16 protein-coding genes and 2 pseudogenes are annotated in these 13,216 nt (G+C 69.8%); 7 read left to right on the top strand and 11 right to left on the bottom strand.

Annotated features, from left to right (window positions below; all coding sequences use genetic code 11):
- Positions 1 to 96: 96 nt before the first annotated feature.
- On the bottom strand, positions 97 to 459 hold the full coding sequence (locus tag AB0I10_RS37840; protein ID WP_363157289.1) for a metalloregulator ArsR/SmtB family transcription factor: 363 nt from the start codon (positions 457 to 459) through the stop codon (positions 97 to 99).
- 246 nt (positions 460 to 705) lie between these two features.
- Between AB0I10_RS37840 and AB0I10_RS37835 the strand changes: the two genes are divergently transcribed.
- Positions 706 to 1,053 (top strand): hypothetical protein, encoded by a 348-nt coding sequence (locus tag AB0I10_RS37835; RefSeq protein ID WP_363157287.1) that lies wholly within the window; start codon positions 706 to 708, stop codon positions 1,051 to 1,053.
- Positions 1,054 to 1,346: 293 nt separating this feature from the next.
- The gene (locus AB0I10_RS37830) at positions 1,347 to 1,634 is read left to right on the top strand and encodes a hypothetical protein (protein ID WP_363157286.1); all 288 of its coding nucleotides are present in this window, start codon (positions 1,347 to 1,349) and stop codon (positions 1,632 to 1,634) included.
- Here AB0I10_RS37830 and AB0I10_RS37825 read toward each other — a convergent pair.
- The 6 genes and pseudogenes from AB0I10_RS37825 to AB0I10_RS37800 form a co-directional block, all read right to left on the bottom strand.
- Entirely contained in the window at positions 1,616 to 2,041 is a 426-nt protein-coding gene (locus AB0I10_RS37825; protein ID WP_363157285.1) for an STAS domain-containing protein, read from the bottom strand. The two genes, AB0I10_RS37830 and AB0I10_RS37825, sit on opposite strands and share 19 nt — an antisense overlap.
- 63 nt (positions 2,042 to 2,104) lie before the next feature.
- A complete protein-coding gene (locus tag AB0I10_RS37820; RefSeq protein WP_363157284.1) occupies positions 2,105 to 2,521 on the bottom strand; it encodes an ATP-binding protein in 417 nt (138 codons plus the stop codon).
- Positions 2,518 to 2,964 (bottom strand): pyridoxamine 5'-phosphate oxidase family protein, encoded by a 447-nt coding sequence (locus AB0I10_RS37815; RefSeq protein WP_363157283.1) that lies wholly within the window; start codon positions 2,962 to 2,964, stop codon positions 2,518 to 2,520. Before AB0I10_RS37815 ends, AB0I10_RS37820 begins: the two co-directional genes overlap by 4 nt.
- Positions 2,961 to 4,628 (bottom strand): SulP family inorganic anion transporter, encoded by a 1,668-nt coding sequence (locus AB0I10_RS37810; protein WP_363157288.1) that lies wholly within the window; start codon positions 4,626 to 4,628, stop codon positions 2,961 to 2,963. The genes AB0I10_RS37815 and AB0I10_RS37810 overlap by 4 nt, the downstream gene beginning before the upstream one ends.
- Positions 4,629 to 4,705: 77 nt before the next feature.
- Positions 4,706 to 5,047: a metalloregulator ArsR/SmtB family transcription factor gene (locus AB0I10_RS37805; protein ID WP_363157282.1), complete on the bottom strand. Its 342-nt coding sequence runs from the start codon at positions 5,045 to 5,047 to the stop codon at positions 4,706 to 4,708.
- A 158-nt stretch (positions 5,048 to 5,205) separates the two neighbouring features.
- A pseudogene (locus tag AB0I10_RS37800) lies at positions 5,206 to 5,526 on the bottom strand (zinc ribbon domain-containing protein YjdM); the annotation flags it as partial.
- Positions 5,527 to 5,633: 107 nt separating this feature from the next.
- Here AB0I10_RS37800 and mgtE point away from each other — a divergent pair.
- On the top strand, positions 5,634 to 7,001 hold the full coding sequence (gene mgtE, locus AB0I10_RS37795) for a magnesium transporter (RefSeq protein ID WP_363157281.1): 1,368 nt from the start codon (positions 5,634 to 5,636) through the stop codon (positions 6,999 to 7,001).
- A gap of 19 nt (positions 7,002 to 7,020) precedes the next feature.
- On the opposite strand, the gene AB0I10_RS37790 is transcribed toward mgtE, so the two are convergent.
- The gene (locus AB0I10_RS37790) at positions 7,021 to 7,179 is read right to left on the bottom strand and encodes a hypothetical protein (RefSeq protein WP_363157280.1); all 159 of its coding nucleotides are present in this window, start codon (positions 7,177 to 7,179) and stop codon (positions 7,021 to 7,023) included.
- 86 nt (positions 7,180 to 7,265) lie between these two features.
- Between AB0I10_RS37790 and corA the strand changes: the two genes are divergently transcribed.
- On the top strand, positions 7,266 to 8,354 hold the full coding sequence (gene corA / locus AB0I10_RS37785) for a magnesium/cobalt transporter CorA (protein ID WP_363157279.1): 1,089 nt from the start codon (positions 7,266 to 7,268) through the stop codon (positions 8,352 to 8,354).
- A 74-nt stretch (positions 8,355 to 8,428) separates the two neighbouring features.
- On the opposite strand, the gene AB0I10_RS37780 is transcribed toward corA, so the two are convergent.
- Positions 8,429 to 9,409, bottom strand: coding sequence for an Lrp/AsnC family transcriptional regulator (locus tag AB0I10_RS37780; RefSeq protein WP_363157278.1), 981 nt, complete (start codon positions 9,407 to 9,409; stop codon positions 8,429 to 8,431).
- 140 nt (positions 9,410 to 9,549) lie between these two features.
- Here AB0I10_RS37780 and AB0I10_RS37775 point away from each other — a divergent pair, with 140 nt between their 5' ends.
- Positions 9,550 to 10,425 (top strand): NAD(P)H-binding protein, encoded by an 876-nt coding sequence (locus tag AB0I10_RS37775; protein ID WP_363157277.1) that lies wholly within the window; start codon positions 9,550 to 9,552, stop codon positions 10,423 to 10,425.
- 256 nt (positions 10,426 to 10,681) lie between these two features.
- On the opposite strand, the gene AB0I10_RS37770 is transcribed toward AB0I10_RS37775, so the two are convergent.
- On the bottom strand, positions 10,682 to 10,933 hold the full coding sequence (locus AB0I10_RS37770) for a hypothetical protein (protein ID WP_363157276.1): 252 nt from the start codon (positions 10,931 to 10,933) through the stop codon (positions 10,682 to 10,684).
- Positions 10,934 to 11,006: 73 nt separating this feature from the next.
- Here AB0I10_RS37770 and AB0I10_RS37765 point away from each other — a divergent pair.
- Positions 11,007 to 11,288 (top strand): annotated as a pseudogene (locus AB0I10_RS37765) (alpha/beta hydrolase); the annotation flags it as partial.
- 390 nt (positions 11,289 to 11,678) lie between these two features.
- Here the strand turns inward: AB0I10_RS37765 and AB0I10_RS37760 are convergent.
- Positions 11,679 to 12,035: a hypothetical protein gene (locus tag AB0I10_RS37760; RefSeq protein WP_363157290.1), complete on the bottom strand. Its 357-nt coding sequence runs from the start codon at positions 12,033 to 12,035 to the stop codon at positions 11,679 to 11,681.
- A 152-nt stretch (positions 12,036 to 12,187) separates the two neighbouring features.
- Between AB0I10_RS37760 and AB0I10_RS37755 the strand changes: the two genes are divergently transcribed.
- Positions 12,188 to 13,216: sigma-70 family RNA polymerase sigma factor (locus AB0I10_RS37755; RefSeq protein WP_363157275.1), on the top strand; the 1,029-nt coding region annotated here is incomplete at its 3' end.

Below are 13,216 nucleotides of genomic sequence, written 5' to 3'. Positions count from 1 at the left end.
TTGCCCGTCAGCTTTCCCGGGGGCCTCACGATGGGGACGGGGTGGCCCCTCGCCGCTGCAGAGGTACCGCGCCGAGGGGCAACCGCCGTCAATGGGCTACGACGACGCGCCCCCTGGCGGCTTCTCCTCCGGCGTGGCGGCCCGCAGATCCGCCAGCAGCTCGGCCTGCCCGGCCAGTACGCCGGTCAGGATCTTCCGCGCCACCAGCAGCAGCTCCGCCACCTGAGGATTGGTCAACGAGTAATAAACGGTCGAACCCTGCTTGCGGGTTACGACCAGATTTGCGCGGCGCAACACGGCGAGCTGCTGGGACAGATGCGCCGGCTCCAGCCCTACCACCGGCAGCATCTCCGCCACCGAATGCTCGCGCTCGCTTAGCAGCTCCAGCACCCGGATCCGCACCGGATGGCCCAGCGTCTTGAAGAACTCTGCCTTCAGTTGATACAGCGGCGCGGTCACCGGGCCAGCCCCCTGCCGCTCCCAGCCCTCGACGGCGACACCAGCCGTGTCACCGCACATCGCAACCATCCTGTCTTGTTCGTCATGCAGACATCCTCACCCAGGTCAGTCAGGGTGTGGACCTTGCTAATTGCTAACATTAGCAATTAGCAAGGTCTATGGAGGGAGCTTCGTGCGGATCACTTCGTGGCGAGATACGGGCACCACGCTGCTCAAGTGCGCGGCCGCGCTCGTACAGGTCCGCACATGAGTCTCGACTGGCAGTACGCCACCCACCGCGACGTGACCGTGCTGACCCTGACCGGTCACCTCGGCGGCGAGACCACCGGCCGTTTCACCGGTGCCATCAGCTGGGTCCAGGCCCGCACCACCGGCCCCGTCCTCTTGGACGTCACCGGGCTCGTCAGCTGGAGCGACGAAGGCGAAGCCGCCGTGCTGGACGCCGCACGCCGACTCGGCAGCGCCGAGCAGCCCTTGGCCCTGTGTGGCATCGGGGACCTCCCCACCCCAGCCCTCACGGCCGGCCAGCTCGTACCCCTGCGCATCCACCCCGACCTCGACACCGCCCTGGACGCTCTCGCCTCCCAGGGCTGAGACCTCCTCCCTGGTGCGGAGGGGAGGGGGGACACGCCCGGCAGCAGCGGGTCTCCCGCCGCTGCTGCCGGGCACCACCCCCGCAGACGGCAGCGCGATGTGAGGCGAGTTCCGCTCTTCCGCGATGTCAGCGCCGACCGCCAAGCTGTGCGGCATGGGACCGTGGAACCTGATCGATCTCGACCGTGCCTTCCGCGCAAGCTGGGCTGCCGACACCTGCTCCCCCCGACGACCGCCCGCTTTGGCATCCCGGCAATCCCGCCCGCCGCCATTGCGGGATCACGGCCCTGATTGTGCACGACCTGCTCGGCGGCGATCTGATGCTGGGTGAGGCGTTTGCGTACGGACAGCAGCGCGGCTATCACTGGTGGAACCGCCTTCCCGCAGGGACAGAACTGGAGCTGACCCGCGAGCAGTTCGGCCCCGAGGAGACCGTTTCCTCCGGCCGCTTGGTGCCCCGTCCGGCAGGGCCGCCGGCCCGCTACTGCGAGGAGTACGAGCTGGTGCGCCGGCGAGTCATCCACCGGCTCGGCGCCCGGAGCGCGATGGGGCGGCCCACCGGTCAGGACAGGACCGGCTGAGTGTCACCGCACCAGTTCGCGGTGCGCCATTCCCGCCGCCTGCCCGGCCCGTTGGCCGGCCCGGCTTCCGACGCGCTGTGAGAGGCCAGGGCGGCTTCCAGATCGTGGTGAACGGGGATCGGCGGACACTCCCCGTCGGGGACGAGGGAACCGTCGGCGGGAATCGCCGCGAGCTCCAGCGACCGTTCCTGTGCGGCCAGTTGCCGAGCGGCCTCGGCGATCGCCAGCTGTCCGGCCGCGGACCAGCCGTCCAGGGCGGTGAGGTCGAGGACGACCGGGCCTCTTCCCCGGGCGAGCGCCCAGCCGAGAGCGCCGCCGAAGCGGCCGGCCTCCTCCGAGCCCAGGTATCCAGCGAGCGACAGAACGCACATACGGTCACGGGCAGTGCAGCGCCACTGAAGCGTCATGGTGTGGTTGCGCACCTTCCTCGGCACGGGGCCGTGGTTCATAGGGTCCCTCGGCGGTGGAGGTCACAACGGCAGAGTGATCCACACGGTCTTGCCGCCCCCATATTCGTCGGGATGTACCGTCCAGGTGCCGTCCAAGTCGGTGATCACTTCGGCGACGGTGGCCAGCCCTCCCGGGCTCTGCGGAAAGCACTGCGGGTCGAGCGGGCCGGGATGGTGGTCATAGACGCCGAAGGCGATCGTTCTCGGGCCTGCGGAGCAGATGACAGTGAGCTGGGGCGAGAGCGGGGCGGCGTGGCGCACGCTGTTGGTGACCAGCTCGCTGAGCACCAACAGGGAGGGCCCGAGCACTGGGTGGCTGGGATTGAAGCCCCAGGATGCATACGCCCGCTCGGCTTCTTGGCGAGCGAGTCGGACCGAGCTCGGGACGGCCGGGATGGTCAGCTCATGGCGATGCGGCCGCCAGGCGGGAAACTTCACCGGGAACGTGGCCTCCCCGCGCCGGACGCCGCATTCGAGGCGGAGGAGGGGCGGGCGAAGCGGTAGCCGTTGACGGTCTGCGGATGGATGCGCAGCAGGGAGTCGTGCGGGCCGTGCGTCCAGCCGGGCAGGGTGCGCCGGTAGTGGGCGGCCTCGTCCTCGTTGGTGATGACCTCGGCCAGGCCGGAGGCGGTCACCGCCCAGCCGCTCCCCGTCACGGGGTGGATCTGGTCGGCGTGATAGGTCACCGTCACCCGTCCGAACAGGGAGGCGGTGGGAGCCGGTGCACGGACGATCAGCCGCCCGTACTCCAGGACATGGGAGGCGGGGCGTACGGCGGTGACGCCCCGCTGGTCGTACATCAGCCGCCCCTGACAGGCGCCTTCGAGGAGGTAGAGGGCCTCCTCGCCGGAGACATCGATCATGCGGGGGACGGTGCTCATCGGGGTGACTCCTCGGCGATCACAGGGCCGGGTGGGCTCTCTTGGGCGGGGACGGGGAAGACGCCGGCGCACTGGAGGTGGGTACGTGCGCCCACGATGGCCTCGGGCGTGGTGGCGTACTCCCGCCCCTCGTGACGCAGCAGGTCCAAGGCGCCGACGGAGTCGAGGACTTGGCGCTGGCCGGGCCGTATCCCGGACGTCATCACGGCGATCCCGCGCCGGTTCAGCTTCTGCACCGCGTCCTTGAGCACCAGCGCCCCGGTGGCATCGATCGTGGTCACCCGCGACATCCGCAGGATCACCACCCGCACATCCGCCACCTCGGCCAGCTCCAGCAAGAAGCGGTGAGCACCGGCGAAGAACAGCGGGCCGTCAATCCGGTAGGCGACGATGTGCTCGGCCAGCAGCGCGTGCTCCTCCGCACTGTCCTGACCGGGCAGGTGGGGCTGGAAGGAGACCTGGTCGAGGCGGGCCTGCTTGGCGACGGCACGCAGCGCCAGCGCCCCCGCCACCAGCAGCCCGATGATGACCGCGTACACCAGGTCCAGGGCCAGCGTCGCCACGGCGGTCAGCACCAGCACCACGGCGTCCGAGCGGGTGGCCTTGACCATGGCACATATCGAGCCGACCTCGACCATCTTGATCGCGGTCGCCAGCAGCACCCCCGCCAGCGCGGCCAGCGGGATACGGGAGACCAGCGGCGCAGCCGCGAAGACAATCACCGCGAGCACCGCGGCATGCGTGAGCGAAGCCAGCCGAGAACTCGCCCCGGAGCGGACGTTGACCGCGGTACGGGCAATGGCACCGGTCGCCGGAACGCCACCGAACAGCGGCGCGGCCAGATTGGCCAGGCCCTGCCCCAACAGCTCCTTGTCCGGATCGTGCTTCTGCCCCACCGTCATGCCATCCGCCACCGATGCCGACAGCAGCGACTCCAGCGCGGCGAGCGCGGCCACCGCGACCGCGGGCGCGAGCAGCGAGCCGAGCGCGGCGACGTCCAGGAAGGCGAGCGACGGCGCGGGCAGCCCGGCCGGCAGGTCACCGATCGGCGCGGCTGCATCCAGATGGAATACCTGCGCGACGACGGTCGCAGCGATCACCGCGACGATCGAGAACGGGATGGTGGGACGCCAACGGGCACCGACGAGCATCACGGCGACGACGGCGAGCGCAAGGCCAACGGCTGTCCAGTTCGGAGTGCGTACGAACTCCTCCACCGCGCGCCAGGTCACGACCAGGACCTTGTCGCCCTCCGGCTTCGCCACCCCAAGCGCGTTCGGCACCTGCTGCAGCCCGATCACACACGCAATGCCGAGGGTAAAGCCCTCCACCACCGGCGCCGGCACGTACTGCATGTACCGCCCGGCGCGAGCCACCGCGAGCGCGACCAGCATCAGGCCGGCGATCAGCCCGACCGTGAGCACCCCGCCCGGCCCGTACTGGGCCACGATCGGGACGAGGACGACCGTCATGGCGCCGGTCGGCCCCGACACCTGCAGATTCGATCCGCCGAACACCGCCGCCAGCGCGCCCGCGACCACAGCGGTCGCCAGCCCCGCCTCCGCGCCCAGCCCCGAGGAGACCCCGAAGCCCAACGCGAGCGGCAGCGCGACGATCGCCACGGTCAGACCGGCCAGCAGATCCCGGCGCGGATTGCGCCCCATCGCTGCCAGATCGGCGCGGGAGGGCAGGAGAGGGCAGGCCCGTCGGACAACAGCCCACGCCCGGCCGAGCACGGTACTCACTTGGCGGAGACCTCGGCTTCCCGCAGCTCGGCCAGCAGCTTGTTCTGCCCGGCCAGCATCTCGGTCAAGATCCGCCGCGCGGCGCGCATCAGGTCGGCGACATCGCCGCCCGCCAGTGCGTAGACCACCGTAGAACCCTCACGGGTGGAGATCACGATCCCCGAGCGGCGCAGCACCGCCAGCTGCTGCGACAGCGCCGACGGCTCCACCTCGATCGCCGCCAGCAGCTCCCGCACCGGCATCGGCCCGTCCTGCAGCAGCTCCAGAACCCGGATGCGCACCGGATGGCCGAGCATCCGGAAGAACTCGGCCTTGGCCTGGTACAGCGGAACCGGCACGAACACCCTCGACCCTCATGTCTCACCGCCCCGCACGGCGAGGCACAGCTGAGTGTCGTGCCCGCGGCTACATAGCACGACCGATACAGCATGTAGGCAATTGCGAAATTACGCAATTCCTCATCTGGCTGCGCCCCTGCTGTCCTCTGCGTCGCGGATCAGGCTTTCTTGACCACGCTGGACTTGAGCTGCATCGCCCCGAAACCGTCGATCTTGCAGTCGATGTCGTGGCCCGCGACCGCGTCGATCAACCGGATGTTGCGCACCTTGGTGCCGGCCTTGATCCCCGAGGGGCTCCCCTTGACCTTGAGGGCCTTTACTACGACCACAGTGTCGCCATCCTGCAGCACATTGCCGACAGCGTCCTTGACAACCCGCTCCCCACCGGCGTCCCCACCCTCAGCACCGCTCTCGGCGGGAACCCATTCGTGGCCGCACTCCGGGCACACCACAAGGGCGTTCATCTCGTAGGTGTACTCGCCGCGTAGTGCCGTCTTTCCGCTGCTGTAGGAGCGGAGTGTCGATCGGTGCTTGTGTGCGTTTCCTGCCCGGTGTTCGATCCCACTGTTTGTGCTGAGGACTTGTCATGCCGCAGTCGCACCTGCCCTACGAGCCGAGCGCGGAGCCGGCCGAGTCCTTGCAGGACATCGTCAAGGATCACCGGCTGGATGCCGCCCAGGAGTGGCTGGAGACGCACCCGCCGCATGTGATCGCCGATGAGCTGGCCCGTATGGACGCGGTCGACGCCGGGGTGGCGTTCCGGCTGCTGCACAAAGACCAGGCGCTGGCGGTGTTCGAGGAGCTGGAGCCGGTTGACCAGCAGGCGATCCTGGAAGGGCTGCGTGACCGGTCCTTCCTGGATCTCGTCGAGGGCATGGACCCGGATGACCGGGCCCGGATGCTGCGGGAGGCCCCTGCCAAGGTCGTCAGGCGGGTGCTGGCCGGGCTGAGCGTGCACGAGCGGCGGATGACGTCCGCGCTGCTCGGCTATCCGGAGGGCTCGGTCGGCCGCTATATGACCCCCGAGGCGGTGGCGCTGCCGCAGGATCTGACCGTCGAGCAGGCACTGCGGACCGTACGGGCGAAGGGGGCGGACGCGGAGACGGTCTACACGCTGCCCGTGGTGGACTCCGGCCGCCGGCTGACCGGCATCGTGGAGCTGCGTGAGCTGGTGCTCAACGCGCCGGACATGATGATCTCCAAGCTGGTCGTGACCGAGCCGGCCTCCGCGTACGCCACCGGTTCCGCCGAGTCCGCGGCACGCCTGATGCGGGAGACCAACGACCTGAACCTGCCCGTCGTCGACAGCGAGGACCGGCTCGTCGGGCTGTTCACCATCGACGATGCCGTGGAGGTCATCGAGGCGGCTGACACCGAGGATGTCGCCCGTCAGGCCGGTGCGGCCCCCTGGGCGGGCCACTACATGGCCGCCTCCGTGTGGCAGCTCGCCCGCTACCGGGCGCTGTGGCTCTGCCTGCTGCTGGTCGCGGCGACCCTCACGGTCGGCGTGACGCGGGCGTTCGAGGCCACCTTGGAGCAGGTCGCCGCCCTCGCCTTGTTCATCCCTATGCTCATCGGGGCGGGCGGCAATGCCGGCGCCCAGGCCGCCACCGCCTGCGTACGCGCCCTGGCGGTCGGCGAGGTCCGCGGCTCGGACCTGCTGAAGGTGATCTGGCGCGAATGCCAGGTGGGTCTGGTCCTGGGGTCGCTGCTGGCATTGCTCGGTCTGGTGGTGGGCACGGTGGTCGTCAGCGCGAAGATCGCCTTGGTGGTCGGCATCACCCTGGTGCTCATCTGCGGTTGGGCGGCGACCATCGGCGGCAGCATGCCGCTGCTGGCCAAGCGGCTGCGGATCGACCCGGCTGTCGTCTCCGCCCCGATGGTCACCACCCTGGTGGACGCCACCGGCCTGGTCATCTACTTCCTGACGGCGAAAGCCGTCCTGGGCATCTGACCCACACCCGGGAGGGGAGTCAGGCACCGCGAATGGCGCGCAGCCGCCGGTGTGTGCCGTAGACCAGCAGGCCCGCGGAGAGGAGAGCGAACAGGCCGATCTGCCGGTCCGGCCACGTGGTCGCCGTCGCGGCGAGACCGGCGTCGGCAGGTGGGCCACGTGCCGATCCGTCGGGCACGGGGCTCTGTCTCCCAGCCGCCGGACGAAGCCAACGCACGGCTGGGCATACTGGCGGCCACGTCTTTGGGAGGAGCCGCCTTGTCGATGATCCACCAACTCCGGAAAGCGGTGCGCCTGCCGCAGCAGCTCCCGCGCGGCGTGGACCTCAGCCACCCGGCCCGCTCTCCGCTCGGCACGGCCGTCGTCAACTGTGTCGTCTACCTGGAGGGCGTACGTCAGAGCGGCAGCTGCCCGCCGGACGATGCGATCAAGCAGGTGCGCAAGGACGGCAGCGGCTTCGTATGGATCGGACTGCACGAACCCACCGAGCGGGAGTTCGCCGGGATCGCCGAGCTCTTCGGCCTGCACCCGCTGGCCGTCGAGGACGCCATCGACGCGCACCAACGGCCGAAGCTGGAGCGGTACGACACTTCCCTGTTCACCGTCTTCAAGACCGTCCGCTACGTCGAGCACGACCAGCTGACGGCCACCAGCGAGGTCGTGGAGACCGGCGAGATCATGGTCTTCACCGGCCCCGACTTCGTCATCACCGTCCGCCACGGCGGCCACGGCTCGCTCGGTCCGATCCGCGAGTCACTGGAGGCCACGCCGGAGCACCTGGCCAAGGGGCCGTCCGCAGTCCTGCACGCCATCGCCGATCACGTCGTCGACGACTACCTCACCGTCGCCGAGGCCGTCCAGGACGACATCGACGAAGTGGAAGCCGATGTCTTCGTCCACCGCTCCGGCGGTGCGGACGCCGGACGGATCTACCAGCTCAAGCGGGAAGTTCTGGAGCTCAAGCGCGCCGTGGCACCGCTGGACCGCCCCGTACAGGCGCTTGCCACCCAGCCCATGTCCCTGATCGACCGGGACATCCAGACCTACTTCCGCGACGTCGCCGACCACCTGGCCCGGGTCACCGAACAGGTCACCTCCTTCGACGAACTCCTCAACTCCATACTCCAGGCCAACCTCGCCCAGGTGTCCGTGGCCCAGAACGAGGACATGCGCAAGATCAGTGCCTGGGTCGCCATCATCGCCGTCCCCACCATGGTGTGCGGTGTCTACGGCATGAACTTCGACTACATGCCGGAGCTGCGCTGGACCTACGGCTATCCACTGGTCCTCGGCGTCATCGCCGTCACATGCTGTGCCATGCACCGTGCCTTCCGCCGCAAAGGATGGCTCTGACGTGGTGTCCGCCGCCAGGCCGCGGCGGCACGGCACGGCATCGTTCCTTTTCTGGCGTGGTGGCCGATTGGCACTCAGCGCGTGGCAGGGATGTAGGCCCCTGCGCGTTTGAGAGTGCGGATGACGGGTGCTGTTTCGATGGAACGGATGGCATCGAGTGCGGCCACGCGTTCGGTGAGATAGCGGCACAGGTCGTCGGCGTTGCGGCAGTTGACGGCGGCGACGAGGTTGCTTGGGCCGGTAGTCATGGCGGCGAAGGAGACCTCGGGGTGGCCGGCCATGGCCTCTGCCACGTCGACGAGTTGGGAGGGCTGCACAGACATCCACAGGCGTGCCTCGGCGGGGAAGCCGAGCACTGCGGGGGAGATGTCGACGGTGTAGGTGAGGATTCCGGTTCGGCGCAGTGTGTCCAGGCGGCGCTTGACGGTGGACTCGCTGCTGCCCGCGGCGGTGGCGAGCTCGGTATAGCCGGCTCGTCCGTCACGGGCGAGGATTTCCAGTACGGCCCGGTCCTGCTTGTCGAGGGCGACCGGTTCGGAGGCCGGGGACACGGGTGGTGTACGCAGGCGGCCGGCCTGTTCTTCGGAGAGCCAGGCGGAGCCGGCCCAGGTGGTGGGAAGCGCGGTGGCACGCAGCAGAAGATGGGCGGAGACCGCGGTGATGCGGCTGGTACGCGGGAGTTTGTCCAGCAGCAGGGCGTCGCGGTCAGCGGCGGTCGGGGTCTGGACGTTGCAGGAGATTTCCGTTCCGCCGGAGAGCAGATGAACGAAGGAAGTGTCGGGGCGGGCGGCGAGCGCGGTGGCGATGGCACCGGCCGCATCCGGGGTGCACTGCAACCGAAGCGTCCAGGACGAGTAGCCGAGCCGAACGCCATTCACCGCCCCGACGACCCGTAGGAGGCCGGAAGATCGTAGCCGACGGTAGCGGCGGGCGACGGTGTTCTCCGAGACGTCGAGTACGTCGGCGACGGTGCGAAACGGCACCCGCCCATCGATGTGCAGGGCGTGTACCAGGCCACGGTCGGTCGCATCCAGGGTGAGGGTGACGGCATCCATCGCATCACGCTATTCCATGACGGTTTTCTGCGGCTGCGCGATGGTGCATGGCGTCGCTCGGCCGACACGGTGATGGTGAATCCACGCCTCGGCGACGGAGGTACCGGCGTCGGTACGGGCGCGCAGGCAAGGAGAACCTGATGGCCGCCAAGAGCACGGTCCTCGTCACTGGGGCGACCGGGAATGTGGGTCGGCAGGTGGTGTCCCACCTCATGGCCGTGCACGCCGGAGGGGTACGGGCACTGACCCGCAACACCGTCACAGCCGGGTTGCCCGACGGGGTCGACGTACGGCAGGGCGGTCTGGCCGACTCAGCCGCGTTGGAGGCGGCGTTGCAGGGGGTGGACGCCGTGTTCCTGATGTGGCCCTTCCACGGTGCCGGCCCGGCCGCCGCCGTCGTGGACGCCATCAAGCGTTACGCCCAACGGGTCGTGGTCCTCTCGTCCGGCGCCGTCCAGGATGGGGTCGCTCCCGAACGGCAGCAGCACCCCGTGGGCCGGTCCCATGCGCGCGTCGAACGGCTCATCGAGGAGTCCGGGCTCGCATGGACGCACCTCCGTCCGAGCACCTTTGCCGCGAACACCTTGTGGTGGGCCGACCAGATCCGCGTCGGCGACGTCGTGCAGGGTGCCTACGGGGCCGTGCCCATGGCCCTCCTGCACGAGGCCGACATCGCCGCCGTGGCGGTACGGGCCCTTACCGAAAGCGGTCACAGTCGAGCCGCCTATGCGCTGACCGGTCCCGAAGTCCTCAGGCAGGCAGAGCAAGTGCGCACCATCGGTGAGGTGTTGGGCCGCCCGCTGCGATGGCATGAACTGTCCCACGAGGAGGCGCGCCGCCGGCTCCTGGCCGATGCCGACTTCCCCGACTCCTTTGTGGATGCCCTCCTGGACGGTTACGCGGACATGCTCGACGCTCCTCGCCCGACCACCGCCGCCACGGTCGAGACGGTCACAGGCGCTCCGGCACGCACCTACCGTGAATGGGTGTCCGACCACGCCGCGGACTTCAGCTGACCGCCAGTCAGTCGCTGGACGGATACCGGACGGACACCGTGCACCGCCACGGCGTGTCCGTCAGTGCTGTGACAGAAGCCGTGAGACCAGTGCCGCGCCGAGGGTGGCCAGGATCGCCGAGGCGGCGACGAACGTCCAGGCGAAGGGGCCGAGGGCGCACCTGCCCGCTACGACAAGCGCGGATACGTCTTCCTCGGTACCGTCACGGTCGGTGCACTCCTTATCTGGCTCCGCTCGTGACCGAAGAAGCCACACGCTAATTCTCGCCGCTGGCTGCGGATGGTTCCTCGGCGGGGAACAGGATGGGGCTGACCAGGTAGCGGGTGCGCTCGGGCGAGGGCTCATTAGCGAGCCAGCGAATCAGGACGTCGCGCATCTCGCCGATCAGCGCGGTGAGCTCGTCCCGGGTGAGCCACATCGCGTGCTGGCGGTAGCCCACCAGGTCGGCGGCCGGGGCGGCACCGGGCCGGTCAAGGTAGGCGTTGAACTCGGCCAGCAGGGTCGCCATCGCCGCGGCGAACACAGGCCGCTCCGGCTCCGGCACCGGCGGCCCAACCGCGGTATTCCTGGCGGGAGGCGGGATGATGAGCCTGGACTACCTGAACATCCACAACCGCGTCGCCGAGCTGACCACGAGCGTCCTCTACGACCGCGGGGGCAACGGCTGGAGCTACCCCGCTGAGCTTCCCCGCACCGCAGCCGAAGTCACCGACGAACTGCGCGACCTGCTCCACGCCGCCGGCATCCCTGGCCCCCGACTGCTGATCGGCCACTCGCTGGGCGGGGCCTACGCGCGCCACTACGCCAGGCGATTCCCCGACGAGGTGGCCGGACTGCTCCCGCTCGACCCCTTCCGCGAGGACATGGCCACCCGCGCTCCCAGGCAGGTACGGGAGAAGCTTTCATCTCAAATCGCCAGAGGCAATTTGTGTGGCCTGAGGCGCATAGTTCTGACTGGCCAGCAACGATGCACCTGCGAAAAATCCGACGGCACTGCCGTGACCGAGGCGGGACGGCGAGGGCCGAGCGCCCGGCCGACTGGATGCAGTTCCGCCGCAATCGGGCGCCGGGGCGGATCCGGCCGGCGGCGTGCAGCCAGTCGGCCAGCTTCGAGGTGCGGCCGGAGGCGTCCACGACGAGGCCGACCGCGACGGTCTCCTCGGGCCGGCGCCGGCCGTCCTCATGCCGGGAGATCCGTACGCCGGTCATGGTGCGGAAGGGCCTCCGCTGTTGCCGTACACAGCTCGTACACATCACGCGGCCAGCACCTGGTCGTGACGTTGCTGAGACAGCAGCGAGCGGAGGTCGCCGGCAAGCCTCTGACGCTCCGCCTGCCTGGCGAGCAGCAGGAGCTCGCGCTGATCGTCGAGCCGGTCCACCACCTCGTCTCGGCCACGGAGCGAGGGATGGGGGCGGATCGCTTCTCGCGCGTCTTGACCGGTCCCAGCTCCATCCGGCCGCCCACGGTGGAATACGCCTGCACGGGCCGACGTCGACGGCGTCGAGTTCTCCGCCTGGATCACGTCACGGGCCACCACCGCGTGGGCGGGGGCCTTGTCCAGTTCGTACGGCTCGGTCGTGAACTCCGCTCTCAGTTGCACTATGCCCACACGTAAGCGGCCCCTGCGTAGGCGCCGGGCGGCCGACCGGCAACGGTACGGACTCGATGAGCGCTTCCTCCTCCACAACGCTGGATACCGAACGGTAATGTCGCGTTCTCGCCGGTGAAACGGGACCGACGGGTGAGCGCGAAGGAGCCCTCATGGCGACTGATATGCATCCTGCGCATTCGGGCGGAAGTGCCGATCGGGCGGACCTCGACTGGTGGCAGCGCGCGTGGAGTCACCGCGAGGACCTGCTGCGGGTGGCCCGCCGCAGGTCCATGAGCGCCGAGGACGCCGAGGACGCCGTACACGAGGCGATGCTGCGCGCCGCCGAGCATCCGCAGCTCGACGACGAGCGGCTCGGCGCCTGGCTGACGACCGTGACCATACGGCTGTGTGTCGACCGGTACCGGCAGGTCAGCCGCGAGGCCGAGGTGCGCAGCAGCCCCAGACTGGTCGCGCCGGGCCCGATGCCCGTCGACGAGGCGGTGTGCGACCAGGCGGAGGCGCGGTGGCTGGCCGCGCGGAGCGGGGAGCTGCCCGCGCGGCAGGCGGAGGCGATCTGGCTCAAGTCCGAGGACCTGGACGTCGGTCAGGTCGCCAAGGAGATGGGCCTGAGCTACCGGACGGCCGAGTCGCTGCTTGCCAGGGCCCGGCGCACGCTGCGTACAGCGCTTGCCGCCACCCTTGGTCTCGCCCTGTGGCTGTGCGGGCGCGGAGGGCCGCGTACGGGCGGGAACGCGCAGCTGGTGACCGTGGCCGCGACGGCGGCGACCCTTGCCGTGGCGGGGTTCGTCGTGCCGTACGTCCACGACGGGGACGGGTCTGGACCGGCACGGCCCGCCCCCGCCGTCTCCGGTGGGGCTGGGGACGCGCGGACCCCGGGGGGCGGGGCGCCGCCCTCGGCCCGCTCCCGCCCGGCCCCGTCGACGACCACCCCCGGCACGGCGCCGGCCGACGGCTCGCTTCTCGTGGTGCCGTCCCTGCCCGAGGTGCCGCTCCCGATCCTGGAAACACTGCCCGCGGTGCCCGACGCGGACGTCCCCGAGATACCGCTCAAGCCGCCAGAGGTGTCCGTTCCCCCGACCCCGTCCGCCCCCGCCGCCCCCTCCGCGACGGCCCCTTCCGTACGTTCACCGGAAAGCTCCAAAACGGCCCCGAAGCTGCCCGGCGACGGCATCGTGCCC

It is taken from the genome of Streptomyces sp. NPDC050636 (assembly GCF_040654775.1).
In the GTDB taxonomy this organism is placed as follows: Bacteria; Actinomycetota; Actinomycetes; order Streptomycetales; family Streptomycetaceae; genus Streptomyces.
This window is presented reverse-complemented; position numbering and strand designations above follow the sequence as displayed.